14 protein-coding genes are annotated in these 15,785 nt (G+C 67.1%); 8 read left to right on the top strand and 6 right to left on the bottom strand.

The genetic code is table 11. The annotated features are described in order from the left end of the window. Window positions 1–76: 76 nt before the first annotated feature. A complete protein-coding gene (locus VK92_RS01780) occupies window positions 77–1,201 on the bottom strand; it encodes a porin (RefSeq protein ID WP_021162293.1) in 1,125 nt (374 codons plus the stop codon). Between the two features lie 612 nt (window positions 1,202–1,813). Here VK92_RS01780 and VK92_RS39335 point away from each other — a divergent pair. Continuing rightward, the gene (locus VK92_RS39335) at window positions 1,814–2,197 is read left to right on the top strand and encodes a YXWGXW repeat-containing protein (protein WP_082160929.1); all 384 of its coding nucleotides are present in this window, start codon (window positions 1,814–1,816) and stop codon (window positions 2,195–2,197) included. Between the two features lie 358 nt (window positions 2,198–2,555). Continuing rightward, the gene (locus tag VK92_RS01775; RefSeq protein WP_048026154.1) at window positions 2,556–3,761 is read left to right on the top strand and encodes an IS110-like element ISBma3 family transposase; all 1,206 of its coding nucleotides are present in this window, start codon (window positions 2,556–2,558) and stop codon (window positions 3,759–3,761) included. Between the two features lie 381 nt (window positions 3,762–4,142). Here VK92_RS01775 and VK92_RS01770 read toward each other — a convergent pair whose 3' ends face one another. Then, window positions 4,143–4,529, bottom strand: a complete 387-nt coding sequence (locus tag VK92_RS01770) for a winged helix-turn-helix transcriptional regulator (RefSeq protein WP_048026155.1) — start codon at window positions 4,527–4,529, stop codon at window positions 4,143–4,145. A 321-nt stretch (window positions 4,530–4,850) separates the two neighbouring features. On the opposite strand from VK92_RS01770, the gene VK92_RS01765 reads away from it, so the two are divergent. From VK92_RS01765 to VK92_RS01755, 3 genes are all read left to right on the top strand, one after another. Then, entirely contained in the window at window positions 4,851–5,327 is a 477-nt protein-coding gene (locus tag VK92_RS01765) for a nuclear transport factor 2 family protein (protein WP_048026157.1), read from the top strand. A gap of 234 nt (window positions 5,328–5,561) precedes the next feature. Next, entirely contained in the window at window positions 5,562–6,377 is an 816-nt protein-coding gene (locus VK92_RS01760) for a helix-turn-helix transcriptional regulator (RefSeq protein WP_048026156.1), read from the top strand. Between the two features lie 423 nt (window positions 6,378–6,800). After that, on the top strand, window positions 6,801–8,426 hold the full coding sequence (locus VK92_RS01755) for an amidohydrolase (protein ID WP_048021951.1): 1,626 nt from the start codon (window positions 6,801–6,803) through the stop codon (window positions 8,424–8,426). A 19-nt stretch (window positions 8,427–8,445) separates the two neighbouring features. On the opposite strand, the gene VK92_RS01750 is transcribed toward VK92_RS01755, so the two are convergent. The 4 genes from VK92_RS01750 to VK92_RS01735 all read right to left on the bottom strand — a co-directional run bounded on the left by VK92_RS01750 (window position 8,446) and on the right by VK92_RS01735 (window position 12,971). Further along, entirely contained in the window at window positions 8,446–9,057 is a 612-nt protein-coding gene (locus VK92_RS01750) for a cysteine hydrolase family protein (protein ID WP_027789412.1), read from the bottom strand. A 173-nt stretch (window positions 9,058–9,230) separates the two neighbouring features. Then, window positions 9,231–10,481, bottom strand: a complete 1,251-nt coding sequence (locus VK92_RS01745; RefSeq protein ID WP_048021952.1) for an MFS transporter — start codon at window positions 10,479–10,481, stop codon at window positions 9,231–9,233. Window positions 10,482–10,681: 200 nt separating this feature from the next. Next, entirely contained in the window at window positions 10,682–11,506 is an 825-nt protein-coding gene (locus tag VK92_RS01740; RefSeq protein ID WP_053076253.1) for a hypothetical protein, read from the bottom strand. Between the two features lie 148 nt (window positions 11,507–11,654). Beyond that, window positions 11,655–12,971 carry an MFS transporter gene (locus VK92_RS01735; protein WP_048021953.1) on the bottom strand — a complete coding sequence of 439 codons (1,317 nt, stop codon included), beginning with the start codon at window positions 12,969–12,971 and terminating at the stop codon, window positions 11,655–11,657. A gap of 323 nt (window positions 12,972–13,294) precedes the next feature. Between VK92_RS01735 and VK92_RS01730 the strand changes: the two genes are divergently transcribed. The 3 genes from VK92_RS01730 (at window position 13,295) to VK92_RS01720 (ending at window position 15,741) form a co-directional block, all read left to right on the top strand. Next, entirely contained in the window at window positions 13,295–14,212 is a 918-nt protein-coding gene (locus VK92_RS01730; protein ID WP_021162282.1) for a LysR family transcriptional regulator, read from the top strand. Window positions 14,213–14,407: 195 nt separating this feature from the next. Continuing rightward, entirely contained in the window at window positions 14,408–14,944 is a 537-nt protein-coding gene (locus VK92_RS01725; RefSeq protein ID WP_048021954.1) for a VOC family protein, read from the top strand. 41 nt (window positions 14,945–14,985) lie between these two features. After that, window positions 14,986–15,741 (top strand): glucose 1-dehydrogenase, encoded by a 756-nt coding sequence (locus VK92_RS01720; RefSeq protein ID WP_021162281.1) that lies wholly within the window; start codon window positions 14,986–14,988, stop codon window positions 15,739–15,741. Window positions 15,742–15,785 lie beyond the last annotated feature (44 nt).

Here is a 15,785-nt window from a genome sequence, read left to right as displayed (position 1 = left end):
GTTGCTTAACTGAACGGCATTAGCGCCCGAAGGCGCCTTTTTCGATGCTGCGAAGCGGGTTACCCCGCCGTCACGCTTAGAAGCGGTGACGCAGACCAACCGTTGCTGCGGTTTGGTTGATCGACGAGCTCGGCAGGTTGTTGCTGAAGCTGTCGCCGTTGTAGATCGATGCGCCAACGCCGTTCTTCGCTGCACGCTGGTACACAGCTTGAGCGTAGACATCCGTGCGCTTCGACAGTGCGTAGTCAGCTTGCAGGCCGAACTGGTTCCAGTGCGTGCTGCCGTTGTTGATCTTCGCGTTCGTGTACGTGTAAGCAGCACCCAGGCCGAGAGCCGGCGTCAGGTTGTACTTTGCGTTGACTTCGTAGTTGTCGGTGCGGACCGAACCCAGGCTACCAACTGCATTGTTGTCGAGGCGCGCTTGCGTCCATGCTGCGCCGACTTGTGCCGGACCGAATGCATAACCAGCAGCAGCACCGTACGTGCGGACGCGGCCTTGGCTAGCGATGCCACCGATCGCCGACGACGTTGCGCCGTTTGCGTTCGTACCGTCACCCAGGTTCGCTTGCGAGTAAGCTGCTGCCAGCTTCAGGCCTTGGAACTGGTATGCAGCACCCGCGCTGTATGCACGGTTGTTGCCGAAGTTCGTGTTGTTCGAGAACGAGTACGTGCCGCCGAATTGCAGGCCAGCGTAGTTTGCGCTCGTGAACTTGATCGTGTTGTTCTGTGCGACGTCGCCGTTCGTGCTCAGACGGTCAAGGTTCAGCGGGTGCGCGAAGTACGTGCCGCCCCACGAGCCGGTTGCCGTCAGCGGTGCCAGGTAGTCTTGCGTTGCGTCGTACTGCTTACCCAGCGTAACCGTGCCGTACTGGCTCGACAGGCCGACGAAAGCTTGACGGTTGAACATGCCGCCGTTGCCGTTCGCGAACTTGCCGTTACCGATGTTGAAGCCGCTTTCCAACGTGAAGATTGCCTTCAGGCCGCCACCCAGGTCTTCCGAGCCACGCAGGCCGAAACGGCTCTGGTCAATGCCCGAACCCATCGCCCAACGCGACTTGCCAGCTTGGCCCAGTGCCGGCTGGACGTTGCTCGTGTAGGTGATGCCTGCGTCCAGCACGCCGTACAGCGTGACGCTGCTTTGCGCGTGAGCGACGGTTGCGAACGATGCTGCAGCTGCTGCAACGATCAGAGTCTTGTTCATTCGTGGAGCTCCCTTCTAAAAAGAGGCAGGTCTCGCGACCTTGTTCATAAACGGTCTGCAACCGCCCGGGAGCGCCATCGATCCTGCTGGCCGCGCCCGGATAGTTGCCCGTTTGGGAACCGTGAGTTTAGGGGTGTACCCTAGGGGAGCGATCCGCAAATAAAGAAATAAGCTTTTCCAGAACTAGAAATAATGAAAGTGGGGCCGAGTTATAAGTATTTGTTTTGACGTTTGTTTTTGACTTCTTGACGGGGGCTTTTTGGAGGCTTTCATCGCACCATTCTTTCATGTCATCGTCTTGACGGTTGCATAGAAACAACAAACGGATTCGGTGCGGCACCCCGAAATCGGCAAATTTTACTCGATCCGATCTCGAATTTCGGGCTCCGAGCGCCTAAAACACATCCGTCAGCCGGTAAACAGGACGCGACATTCGTGCAGCGCGGGCAACATCCGTCGTCAGCCGCAGAAAAACAGGGAGACCGGCCTCCGCCCGCTGGCGGTTCGCCCGCCTGCCGTGACACACGGTAACAGCCTTGACCGCGCGCGTAACCCGCCCGGCGGACCGGCCGGCTAATGTAAGGCAGCCTCGAATACTGAACAGGACACGCCATGAATCGACGCTCCTGGTTGCGCGCCATCGGATTGACCGCCGCCTTCGTCGGCACCGGCGGCTGGCTCCGTGCCGCCTCGGCCCAGCCCGTGCCGCCCCCGCCGCCCGGATATCGGCCGCCCGGCCCGAACCGCGTGCCCGGCAGGCCGCCCAACGCGGACCGCCCGGGCTTCGCGCCGCCGGCCGCGAGACACGATCGCCGCCCGCCGCCGCCACGGCCGCACGGCTATATATGGACGGACGGTTACTGGCGCTGGCAGCGAGGCCGCTATATATGGGTGCCCGGCCGCTGGGTCGCACGGCGCCCCGGGCGTCGATGGGTGCCCGGCTACTGGCGCCGCCAGGGACAGGTGTGGATCTACGTCGACGGCACATGGCGATAGGCAGACGAGCGGCACCCCGCACTCGGCCGAGGGCAGCCCCGGAACCAGGCGGCGCGACGAACCCGCGCCATTCAGCCTCGACATCATGATGCCTGGCAGGCGCCCCCGCGCGGCCTGCCCGACCTCGCCCCGTTACTATCTTCACGCCCCGATAATCGGGGCTTTGGCCAGCCAGGCCCGGCATGATTCTCGCCCCCAGTCGCAGTCATGATCCGGGGGGTGTTGTCACCGGGCCTGGTGGGTGGCTGGTGATCGCTGATAGGGGTTTGGCCGGGATATCCCGACGCCGTCCGTAACGTGGATGCCGAGACTTGCCACCGTTGTTGCAGGCCAATCCGTTCACTCTGCACAAACTGCGATGCAAGACACACAACAACGTGATGCCGTCGATGTCTTCGTCGGCGTCGATGTCGGTAAAGGCCAGCATCACGCCGTCGCACTCGATCGGAACGGCAAGCGTCTGTACAACAAGGCGCTACCCAACGACGAGGCCAAGCTGCGCGCCCTCATCGCCGAACTCAAGACTCACGGTCGACTCCTGTTCGTCGTCGACCAACCTTCCACCATCGGCGCGCTGCCGGTGGCCGTAGCCCGCGCTGAAGGCGTACTCGTCGCCTATCTGCCCGGACTGGCCATGCGCCGCATCGCTGATTTGCACGCCGGCGAAGCCAAGACCGATGCCCGCGACGCCGCGATCATTGCCGAAGCCGCTCGCTCGATGCCGCATACGCTGCGCTCGCTTCGCCTCGCTGACGAGCAACTCGCAGAGCTCACCATGCTCTGCGGCTTCGATGATGACCTCGCCGCCCAGGTCACTCAAACCAGCAACCGCATTCGTGGCCTGCTTACTCAGATCCATCCGGCCCTCGAGCGTGTTCTCGGACCGCGCCTTGACCATCCGGCGGTGCTCGATCTACTTGAGCGCTACCCGTCGCCCGCCGCGCTTGCCGCCACCAGCGAGAAGACGCTCGCCAACCGCCTCACCAAGCTGGCTCCTCGCATGGGCAAAGGCTTGGCGGCCGAGATCGTTCAGGCACTGAGCGAACAAGCTGTGACCGTGCCCGGCACACAAGCCGCCACCATCGTCATGCCCCGCTTAGCCCAACAGCTTGCGGCCTTGCGTCAGCAACGCGACGAGGTCGCTGCCGAAGTTGAACGACTGGTGCTTGCTCACCCTCTTTGGCCGGTCCTGACCAGCATGCCGGGAGTCGGCGTCAGGACCGCCGCCAGACTCCTGACCGAGGTCGCCCATAAAGCGTTCGCTTCGGCTGCACACCTAGCAGCCTACGCTGGCCTTGCCCCGGTCACCCGGCGCTCCGGTTCATCGATACGCGGCGAACATCCATCCAGACGCGGCAACAAGGTACTCAAGCGTGCCTTGTTCCTATCCGCCTTCGCGGCCTTGCGGGACCCAGTCTCACGGGCCTATTACTCGCGCAAGATCCAGCAAGGCAAGCGTCATAACCAAGCGCTCATCGCGCTCGCACGGCGACGCTGCGACGTTCTGTTCGCCATGCTGCGCGACGGCACCATTTACCAACCCAAGTCAGCCCCTAACGCTTGACGAAACACATAGGGGCACCCCCACGCATGCGCCCAGGTGTCCATCGGATCAGGCACCCTCGACCGCCGATATGCCCGCCGGTCTGGGGTGCGCCATCCCGGCTCGGCCAGCCCCCCGCCGCACCTCTCACGCACCATACAGCGAAAGACCGCCATTGCAGTCGCCTCGGCGTGCACCCCGCAAGCGATACATCGCCAATGCATTCCCGCATTCGGGACGAACGGAGCACATTGAAACATCCGCGATGCCTGCCCGCCCCGCCGAGATCATTCGGATAACGAAATCACAAGCGCCAATGCACGTGCAGTCACGGCATGCCTCGTCGCATCGCACTCAAGCCGCAGCCCACCGTCCATCGACCAAACAGCACATACGCCCTGCTCAGCGCCCGCCGCCGTCCAGCTCCCGTGCACGGCGCCGCGCGGCGCAGATCGCGTGATGATGTTCGTCCGCCCACCGGATCATCGCCTGCATCGGCGTCAGGAACGACCGCCCGAGGTCGGTCAGCGCATATTCGACGCGCGGCGGCACTTCGGCGAACAGCGTGCGACTGACGAAGCCGTCCTGTTCGAGCCGCTTGAGCGTGCGTGACAGCATCTGCTTCGACACGTCGCCGATCGCGCGGGCGAGTTCGTTGAAACGCATCGTCCCGCCGGACAGCGCGTCGAGCACGAGCAGGCTCCACTGGTCGCCGATGCGGTCGAGCACATCGCGGATCGGGCAGGGCTGATCGAGTTCGACGGTTTCGTCGGCGGGCGGGAACGGCATGACGGGATTCTCTTTCAAGGGCAACGCATGGTCAGCGCGGTGTGACCTGTTCACACCGCGCTGACTTCTTGTGACGGGTTCGCGGCAACTGTACCATTCGAGCGGTCCGGCAGCCGCGCGGATTCGCCAGTTCAACGAAGCATGACGACGACGCGCCGCCTCGCCACTCCGTATCTCGACGATACGAACCGGGCGGTGAATCCCTCGCGTCGACAGCGCACGTGCATCCGCAACCGTCGCCCGACGATCATCATGGCCGACCCGACCCGCCGTCGCGCATCGCGCGCCAACCCACGCTTCGTCAGACAAGGAACCCGCTACATGTCATCGCTCCGCTCTCCCGTTCGCGCCGTTGCCGCGCTCGCCCTGCTGGCCGCGTCGACGGCCGCGCTGGCCGCCGGCCCGGCCACGCGCAACCTGGCCGCCGAGGAAGCCAACCGCCAGCTCGTGCTGACGTTCTATGACCGCTTCTTCAACAAGCACGAAGCGGTCGAGGCCGCCGCCGTCGTCGCGGACGACTACAAACAGCACAACCCGCACGTACCGGACGGCAAGAAGCCGTTCGTGTCGTACTTCGTCGGCGCCTTCCAGAAGAACCCGGCGTCGCGTGCGCGCATCGTGCGCAGCGCAACCGACGGCGATCTCGTCTACCTGCACGTGCACGCGACCGAGCGCCCGGGCGACCGCGGCGAGGCCGTCGTCGACATCTTCCGCGTGAAGGACGGCAAGATCGTCGAACACTGGGACGTGATCCAGCCGGTACCCGAAACGTCCGCGAACGCGAACACGATGTTCTGACGCGCGGGGCCGTCACGCGGCGCGCAACGATGCACGCCGCCCGTCGACGGACGATCGGCCGCCCGCCGGGCAAGCGCGACTGCCTCGCGGCGGCGAAGTCCCCTACAATCGAGCTTCGCCGCCGCGCCGGCCTCCGTCCCGCATGACCGCACCGCCGGCCGCCTCGCCGCCGGCTCGCCGTCGCACGCGAAACACGGCCGGTACGAGCGGCCGTTCGCGAAGACGGTGTCAACGATGAGCCCCGCCCATATTTCCCTCAGCAATGCAGGCGACCTGATCGCCAGCCTCGGCAGTCCGCAGTTTCCCGCCCGGCTTTGGGCATGGCTGCGCGAAACCGTCGATCCGCAGTCCCATTACAGCGTCGCGACGCGCTACCGGCGTGACGCGCCGTCGCATTCGGTCGACAGCGTCGACGTGCTGTTCTTCGCAGGCGGCGACGATCCAGACGGCACGCGCCACGCACTCGATCTGTATACACAGGGCGACTGGCGCAACGACACGCTGCTCCCGCACATCGAGCGCGCTACCGATTCGCAGCTCGTGTTCTCGTGCAACGAGGACGTCGACATGGCAACCGAATACGGCCGCCAGTTCGCGCTCGGCGAACTCGGCGAAGACTGCACGCTGCTCGGCAGCGAGCGCGACTATGTCTATGCGTTCTCGCTGTTCCGCCGGCGCGGCCAGCCGTCCTATACGCTGGCCGAACTGGCGCTGCTGCGGCAGCTCGGCGATTTCGTGCTGCCGCTGCTGATCCAGCACGCGCGGCTCGCCCGCCTGACGCCCCGCTCGGACGACGGCGCGCTGCTGCAGCGGTTCGAACAGCGCCTGTCGGCCAGCGGCGCAACGCTGTCGCAGCGCGAACGGCTCGTGTGCCGCGCGGTGCTGCAAGGCCGGCCCGTCCCCCGGATCGCCGACACGCTCGCGCTCAAGCCGAGCAGCGTGCGCACCTATCTCGGGCGCGCGCTCGCGAAACTCGGCGTGGCGAACCGGGCCGGGCTGTTCGCGTGGTGCGTGACCGAGGAAGAACCGGCGGCAGACCACGGGCGCTAGACGACGACTCCGCATCCCGGCCGCACCCGCCGCCCCTGCCGCCCCCGCCGCCTTTGTCGCTGGTTGTCCTAAAAACGATGACAGACAGCCGGCCGCCCCGCTCCTAGTATCTGACTCACCCGACGACGGGAACGCGTCGGATGCCACGGAGACACCGAATGCCGAGTACCGGATGGACGCCGGCCCGCACGGCCGCGCGCGCGTTGCCCATCGAGCTGCCGCTTCAGGCCCGGCAGCGGGATCGGCATGACGCCCCGGCGGCGGCCGGCCTTCACCGTGACGCATCGCGGCGCCTGCCGCGCAGCACCGGCACATAACCGCCCCGTCCCATTCAACCCGACCGGGTTCACGCGACCGGACGAGCCCCGCGGCCCGCCCGCGGGACACGTGCGCCCGTCGAACAGTCCCATCCGGAGAAGACACATGCAATACGCCGACACCGCCTACCTGAACGGCCTGCTTTACACCGGCGACGCGCAGCGCCGCTTCGCGCAGGCGCTCGCCACCCGGGACGGCAAGATCGTCGCGGTCGGCCGCGACGACGATATCCGTCCGCTCATCGGCCCCGCGACGCGCACCGTCGACCTGGCCGGCAGGCTGATGCTGCCGGGCCTCATCGACGGCCACGTGCACCCGCTCGAAGGCCACCAGATCCTCGGCGACTTCGACCTGTCCGGCATCAACGATCCCGACACGATCCTGCAGCGCATCCGCGCCTGCGCCGATGCGACGCCGAACGAGCCGTGGGTCTATCTCGGCGGCGCAAACCTGGCCGCATTCGGCGCGTATCCGACCCGCGAACTGCTCGACCGGGTCGTGCCCGACCGGCCGCTGCTCGTGGTCGGCTTCGACGTGCACAGCGGCTGCCTCAACACGAAGGGCCTCGAAGCGGCGGGCATCCATGCCGACACGCCCGACCCGGCCGGCGGCGTTTACGAACGCGATGCGTCCGGCGCGCCGAACGGTGTCGTGCACGAAGCGGCGTTCTATCGCGTCTGCCCGCTCATTCCGCAATTGAGCCCGGCCGGCTATCCGAAGTCGCTCGCGAAAGCGCACGCGATGGCGCACGGCTACGGCATCACCGGCTGGTTCGACGCACGCGTCGAGGAGGCCGAAATCAAGGCGTATGCCGACGCGCAGCGCGCGGGCACGCTGAAGGTGTACATGAGCGCGGGCCTCTATGCGAACCCGCGCCGCGATCCGCGCGAGCAGGTCGAGCGCTTCGCCGCATGGCGTCGCGCGTACGAATGCGACAACCTGCGCCTGCATACGGTGAAGATCTTCGTCGACGGCGTGCCCGAATCGAAAACCGCCGCGCTGCTCGAGCCGTACGCCGGCACCGACGACTGCGGCCTCGCGCTGTGGAGCCAGGACGCGCTGAACGAGATCTGCCTGCTCGCCGATTGCGCCGGCTTCGACCTGCACTTCCACACGCTCGCCGACCGCGCGGTGCGCATGACGCTCGACGCGCTCGAATATGTCCAGATCCGCAACGGCATGCGCGACCGCCGCGCGCAGCTCGCGCACCTGCAGCTCGTCGATCCGGCCGACATGAGCCGCTTCAACCGGCTCGGCGCGATCGCCAGCGTGCAGACGCTGTGGACGGCCGCGCGCGAAGAGCAGCAGCAGCTCTATCGCGACCTGCTCGGCGCCGAACGCACCGCGCGCAACTATCCGTTCCGCAGCCTGCGCAACGCCGGCGCGATGCTCGCGGCCGGCTCCGACTGGTCGGTCAGCACGATGGACCCGATGCAGATCATCCAGACGGGCGTCACGCACCTGCTGATCGACCAGCCCGACAGCCCGCCGTGGAATCCGCACGAACGCCTCGACCTGCTCACGATGCTCGAGGCCTATACGGTGAACACCGCGTATGCGCTGCGCTTCGACGACTGCACGGGTTCGCTCGAGGCGGGCAAGGACGCGAGCTTCGCGATCCTCGATCGCAATCCGTTCGCCCATCCCGTCGAGACGTTCGCGCAAACCCGCGTGATCGAGACGTGCTTCCGCGGCGAAGTCGTGTACGCGGCGCCGGGCTGGGCCGACTGAAGCACGAACCCGGCGGCCGTCAGGCGACGCCGAGCGCCAGCACCTGCTCGGTCGTCAGCACGTCGCCGAACGTGTCCGACAGCGCAGCCAGCGTCGCGCGATGGAGGTCGCGGTGCGATACCGTGCCGCCCTCCGCGATGTCGAGGTCGCGCGTCGCGCAGGCATCGTCGACGACGATCACCGCGTAGCCGAGCGGCACCGCATCGCGTGCCGCGCCGGCCACGCAGGCATGCGTCATCAGGCCCGTGACGATCAGCGTGTCGATACCGGCCGCCTTCAGGCGTGCATCGATGTCCGTCGTCGGGAACACGCTCACCGAGGTTTTCTTCACGACCGCGTGATGCGGCGCCGGCTGCAGGCTCGCATGAAAGCGGAAGCCGTCGCTGCCGTCCGCGAAGATCGGGCTGTCGGGTGAATCGACATGCTGGACGTGAAACACCGGAATGCCCGCGCGATCGGCGAACGCGATCACGCGCTGCGCATTGCCCAGGGCGCGCGGTCCCTCGGGAATCGGCAGCCGGCCGCTGAAGTATTCGTTCTGGAAATCGATCACCAGCAGCGCGGTGCGGGCGGCGGCGATCGACGTCGGCGCGGTCGCGCCCGCCAGGGTACGGATGGTCGGATGTTGCATGGGTCGCTCTCTCGGTTGGCGTATCGAAGGAACGGCGCGCCGGGCCAGCCGGCGCCGCCGGACGCGGCCCGGACGTTTCCCGGCCGCGAGGCGCCAGTGTCGGGCCGCGCGGCCGTGCGCGACAGCCGCGCGCGGGACAACGTCCGACAGGATCGGGCCAACGTGCCTGCCGCCTACGACAGCGCGGCCGTTCGCGCACCCGGCTGCGTGCGGCCGTACGCGACCATCATCAAGAAGCTAAGCAGGAAGCCCGCGCCGCCGATCAGCAGCAGGCCGATCTCGCCGAACACCGGCAGCAGGTTCGTGAGCGCCCCCGTGACGACCCACGCGACGGCCATCACCGAGCCCGCGACGCCGAGTGCCCAGCCTTGCCGGTCCTCGCTGACAGCGTCGGAGAACGCCGTGTACATCGTCGTATAAGCAACCATGTCGAAGCAGCCGACGACCATCGCGAGCGCCCACAGCACCGGCTCGTGCGGGAACAGCGCAGACAGGACCTGGCCGACGCCCGCGACGAGGAGGCCCGTCTTCGCGATGTCGACCACGCGCCATACGCGCAGCATCAGCCGCACGACGAATAGCAGGCCGAACACGAAGCAGAGGCCGATCACGCCGCTGAACAGCCCGAGCCGCGCGCTCGTGTAGCCGAACTTCGCCTGCAGCAGCAGCATGATGGTCTGCAGGTAGAGCCCGTAGCCGACCTGCATCAGGAAGAACACCACCGACAGGAACGCGACGTTGCGCTGGCGCGCGGCCTCCCCGATGATGCGCAGCGGCAGCAGCGGATCGATGCGCGTGTCGCCGCGCGGCACGGCCGAGTCGCGATACGACGCCCAGGTCCAGAACGCGCCGATCAGCGACAACCCGGCGACGAGCACGAACGGCGTGCCGTAGTCGAACAGCGGCGAAATCGTGCGGTCGGACGTGACGCCGCCGAGCACCGGGCCGACGATCACGCCCGCGCTGAAGGCGAGCGACATGATGCTCATGTTGTACGCCTTGTTTTCCGGCGTGCTCAGGTCGGTGATCGCCGCCTGCGCGATGCCCTGGCAGCCGGCCATCAGCCCGGTGAGCCCGCGGCCGGTCAGCAGCAGCGCGACGCTCGCATGCCACGCACCGGCCGCCATCATCGCGTAGCCGGCCGCGAGGCCGGTCACACACAGCAGCAGGATCTTGCGGCGGCCGTAGCGATCGGACAGCTCGCCCATCAGCGACGAGCCGAAGAACATGCACAACGGATAGATCCCGTAGCCGAGACCGAGGTAGAAATTGCGCGCGTGCGCGCCAGCGTCGGCCGGCAGGATGCCCGCGTGCGGATCGCTGAAGATCGCGGACATCATCGGATAAACGAGCCCGAATCCCATCGCGTCGAGCGCGATCGCGAGCAGACAGGGGCCGAGCAACTTGTAATCGAGCCGGGACATGGCGACCTTCCGGACAGAGTGGATGATCGCCCAAGCGTAACGACCGGGCGGCGGCCGCGGTAGGCCGCCGCCCGCGATGCTGATCATCGGCCGTACCGATACCTACCCTGACGCCGCGCCCGATCGGTCGCCGCCATGCCCGACTCCGGCTCATGGCGTCCGGCCCGGGACCGATCAGACACGGAGGCGCGCATCGGCCTTCACGTCGACAGCCGGACGATCCCGTAAGGATTGAACTTGAAGTCGTCTGTGTCGTGAGACCTGTCGTCGATCAGGGATGCATCGTGCGCCTGCAACGCCGCATCGATCCCGTGCCGCGCGATCGCGTCGGCAACGCTATCGATGACGACGACCGCGTCGCGATCGCTTCCGCGCAAGCGCGGCACCTGCACGTCCGGCAGACCGGCCAGATGAAAACCCACACTTTCGAAGTAACCGTCCGACGCCAGCGGGCGCAACGCGAACGCCAGCCGGCACACCCGGTTCTGCGCGAGCGCGTCGTCGGCGTCGGTCGCGACCGCTCCCATCCGGATCAGCTCCCGCCACCGGTGCAGCCCGTGCGCCACGCCCGCGCTTTCGCCCTTGACCGCCACCGCACCGGCGTCGATCAGCCGGTCGACCAGGAACAGCGCGCCGATCGACGCACGCACGGCATTCTCCCGCGTCATGCGCGGGCCGAGCACATACAACACCGACTGGTGCGTGCCGACGGCTTCTTCGTCGGCCGGCGTCCAGGCATCCGCCGCGACGCGGTCGCGGCAGACCTCGAACGAACGGCTCATCCGCTCGTCCGGCTCGGCGGCGGAATACGCGTCATCGATGCCGAACCCCGTCGCGAATTCCGCAATCGCCGCGTTCGCCGCATCGCGCAGGGGCTGCAGTTCCCGATCCCTGCCGAGAAAGCACAGCACATGACGCGGCTGCACCGGCGCGTCGACCGACCGCGCGGCCTGTCGGCCGATTTGCGACAAAACGGCCGCGCGTGCCCTGCCGCCACCGAGCAGTTTCTTCAACCTCGAAAGCATTCGCCATTCCCCCCGCCGACCTTGTGTGCCGCCATCATAGCGGCTTGCGACGGCGCGGAGACGAATGCGTCGATACGCTCGACGACGGCATTTCGATCGGACAGCGCTCGCCTGCGCGCCGGAATCCGGCGGCGGCAGCCGCCCGTTGCTACTTGACGCTCAGCGGTTCACCCTGAAATTGCCGGCGCGCGAGCACGCACGGCGCACCGTCGTGCATGAACACACTGGCAAGCAGTCCAAACGATGCCGCGAACAGCACGTACCAGGCGGGCGCGACGGGCGACCCGCTCACGTGCGTCAGCCATGTGACGATGAACGGCGCGAAGCCGCCGAAGATCATCACCGCGACGTTGTACGCGAGCGCGATGCCGGTCGAACGCGAGCGCGTCGCGAACTGTTCGGCGAGCGCGGTAGGCGCAGGGCCGTAGCAGATGCCGATGATCGTGCAGATCGCCAGCTGCATCACCAGCAGGCGCTCGATGCTCGGCGCGGCGGCCAGCCACGAGAACAGCGGATAGGTGAGCGTCAGCATCGCCAGCATGCCGGCGATCAGCACGGGCCGCCGGCCGATGCGGTCGGATACGAGCGCCGCAACCGGAATCGTTACCGTCAGCAGCGCGACCGCCACCATCTGCACCTTGAAGACCTGGTCGAGCGGCAACCCGAAGGTCTTGTGCGCGAACGTCGGCAGATTGACGAGCATCACGTAAAACACGGCCGTGCCGGTGATCGTCTGCCCCATCGACACCAGCACGCCGCGCAGGTTGTCGCGCAGCACGCGCGACACGCTCGCCGGCGGCTCGACCGTCGACTTGCTCGCGTCGAGGAACGCCTCCGTCTCCTCCATGTGCCGGCGGATCCACAGGCCGACCGGCCCGATCAGCAGCCCGAGCGCGAACGGCACGCGCCAGCCCCAGCTATGCAGCGCCGCCTCCGACAGCGACTGCGTGGCCCACGCGCCCATCGCCGCGCCCGAGAACACCGCAAGACACTGGCCGATCAGTTGCCACGATCCGTACAGCCCGCGCCGGTTCTCCGGCGCGCTTTCCACGAGGAACGCGGTCGCGCTCGCGTATTCGCCGCCGGTGGCGAAACCCTGCAGCAAGCGCGCGACGACGATCAGGACAGGTGCCGCCGGGCCGATCGTCGCGTACGACGGCGCGAACGTGATGAGCGCGATCGACAGCGTCATCAGGAAGATGATGAGCTGCATCGCGGCCTTGCGGCCTTGGCGGTCCGCATAGAGCCCGAGCAGGACGCCGCCCACCGGGCGCATGAAGAAGCCCACCCCGAAGGTCGCAAGCGACATCAGCAGCGACGCGTACTGGCTCCCGGCGGGAAAGAACAGCCGCGCGATGATGCCGGAGAAGAATCCGTAGACGATGAAGTCGTACCACTCGAGGGTGTTGCCGACGACAGCGGCAACCACCTGCCGATGCCGCGAGTTCCGACGTGAGTCGCGCATGCTTGTCTCCTGCAGTCTCATGGCGCCGCACCGCATGCGTGCCGCGTTCCGTGGCACGTAAAGGCGAACCGGCTGTTCGTATCGCCGGCCGGTGAGGCACGGGCTCGCACCATCGGAACCTCGCAGCCCGCGCACACGATCGGCGTGAAACGATCATAGGGACGCCGAAAACCCGCATCAATTAACGACCGCGGCAGACGATTAGCCGGAGATTAAATGTTCCCCCGCCGGGCTCCACCACACGAAAACCCCGGAAATTCGCGCATTGTTGCGGCTCCGGTTCTGCGGCAGAATCGTCGGTCGCCCTTCCCGTCGTCCGCACCATGCGCAACCGCATCAACGAAGAGATCACGTTCCGCAAGCTCGAGGTGCTGCTTGCCTTCATGGAAGCCGGCAGCCTCGCGAAGGCCGCCGAGGCGCTGGGCGTCAGTACCGTCAGCGTGCACCGCGCGCTGCACACGCTCGAGGAAGGGATGCATTGCGCGCTGTTCCGCCACGAGGGGCGGAACCTGATTCCGACCGATGCCGCGCAGGTGCTCGCGGAAGTCGCCGGCGAAGTACTCAAGACGATGACGGACGGGATCCGCTCGACGCGCGAGGCGGCCGGCTACGGTGCCGGCCAGTTGAAGATCGGTTCGCTCTATTCGTTGACGATCCGCACCGTTCCGGAAGTCGTGATCGCGCTGAAGGAACGCCGCCCCGAGCTGCAGGCCGAGCTGGTGCTCGGCTCGAACGCCGACCTGCTCGACAAGCTCCGGCAGGGCGCGATCGACGCGACGCTGATGGCGCTGCCCGAACCGGACGCCGAGATCGAATCGATCGCGTTGTTCGAGGACGAGATGTTCTTCGCCGCGCCGGTTGGCTCGCCGTACGCGCAGCATGACGCAATCGATCTTCGCACCTGCGACGACGCGCCGTTCGTGTCGCTCGGCGAAGGTTTTGCGACGCATCACGGCTTCACGGAAGCGTTTCGCGCGGCCGGCGTCACGCCGAACGTCGCGATGCGGGTGGGCGACATCTTCTCGCTGATCAACCTCGTGTCGGGCGGCGTCGGCTGCTCGCTGCTGCCCGGCCGCGTGCGCGACCTGTTCGCGCACAAGATCGCGCTCGTACCGCTCGCGGGGCCCACGATCCGCCAGACAATCGGCCTGAGCTTCCTGCACCGGCGTGAACGCGACCCGAACCTGCTCGCGCTCGCGACCGTGTGCCGGCTGACGGTCAAGGGGCCGAACGCGCGGTAACGCGCAGGTCGCACGGCGGCTAGCTCCCTGTCCTTCCCGCTTCACGCACCGACGTCGTCGCGGCGGCGCGCCCCCGTCACGCTGGAGGTCGCGCGCCCACTCATCCATTCGGACGGCACGCCGCGCGTGCTTTGTTGCGATCATGGCCGTCATTCATCGCACGGCACGCACACGTGCGTCCGCCACGGAGACGCCATGAACGACCCAGTCCTCGGCCCCATCGACCAGATCGGCTACGTGGTCGCCGATCTCGACCGCAGCATCGCGCGCTGGCGCGAACGCCACGGCATCGGCCCGTGGACCGTTTTCCGCAACGTACGCCTCGACGGCCATCATCTCGGCGAGCCGGTGTCGGTCACGATGAACGTCGGGCTCGCGTATCGCGGCAATCTGCAGATCGAACTGATTCACGTGACGAACGACACGTCGTCGCCGTACCGCGATGCGCACGGGCAAGCGCTCGTCGGGCTGCATCACGTCGCGTGGGTCGTCGACGATCTCGATGCGGCGATCGCACGGCTCACCGCACGCGGCTTGCGCGTCGTGTTCGAAGCCGGCAACCCGGCCACGCGCGTCGCGTATCTCGACGACCCCGACGACCCCGGCGTGCGCATCGAAGTCATCGAAGGCGCCGGCATGCGCGACATGATCGCCCGCGGCATCGCCGAATCACACACCGGGGACGGCACGGATCCGGTTCGCATCGTCGACGCGGCGGCCGCCTCCGCATGAGCGGACCCGCGCGCCCCCTACACTCAACAGGAGCAAGCAGCATGAAACGACTCGAAGGCAAGGTGGCGCTGATCACGGGCGCTGCGCGCGGCCAGGGCGAAGCGGAAGCGCGCCGGTTCGTCGCCGAAGGCGCACGCGTGGTGATCGCCGACGTGCTGGACGACGCCGGCCGGCGTGTCGCGGCCGAACTCGGCGACGCCGCCCGATTCCAGCATCTCGACGTGACGAGCGAGGCCGGGTGGCACGCTGCCGTCGACGCAACGCTCGCGCATTTCGGCCGCCTCGACATTCTCGTGAATAACGCGGCCATCCTGAAGCTCGTGCCGATCGAAGCGTGTTCGCTCGACGACTATCGCAAGGTGATCGACGTGAACCAGGTCGGCTGCTGGCTCGGCATGAAATCGGCCGTGGCCGCGCTGAAGGAAGCCGGCGGCGGCTCGATCGTCAACGTGTCGTCGACGGCCGGGATGGAAGGCGTCGCGGGCGGCAGCGCGTACGTGTCCAGCAAGTTCGCGGTACGCGGAATGACGAAGGCCGCCGCGCTCGAATTCGGCCGCTACGGCATTCGCGTGAACTCGGTGCACCCGGGAGGCATCGATACCGTGATGGCGCGCCCGCCCGAGTTCGCGGATTTCGATCCGTCGTCGATCTACAGCGGCCTGCCGATCGCGCGCATCGGCAAGCCCGAGGAAGTCGCCAGCCTCGTGCTGTTCCTTGCGTCCGACGAATCCGCGTACTGCACGGGGTCGGAATTCATCGTCGACGGCGGGATGCTCGCGGGCAGCACGTTCCACTGACACGCATCGAAACCGGCACGCGCCTGCCAGCCCGGCAGGCGTTT

Source organism: Burkholderia sp. LK4, from assembly GCF_001043615.1.
Taxonomy (GTDB): Bacteria; Pseudomonadota; Gammaproteobacteria; order Burkholderiales; family Burkholderiaceae; genus Burkholderia; species Burkholderia cepacia.
This window is presented reverse-complemented; position numbering and strand designations above follow the sequence as displayed.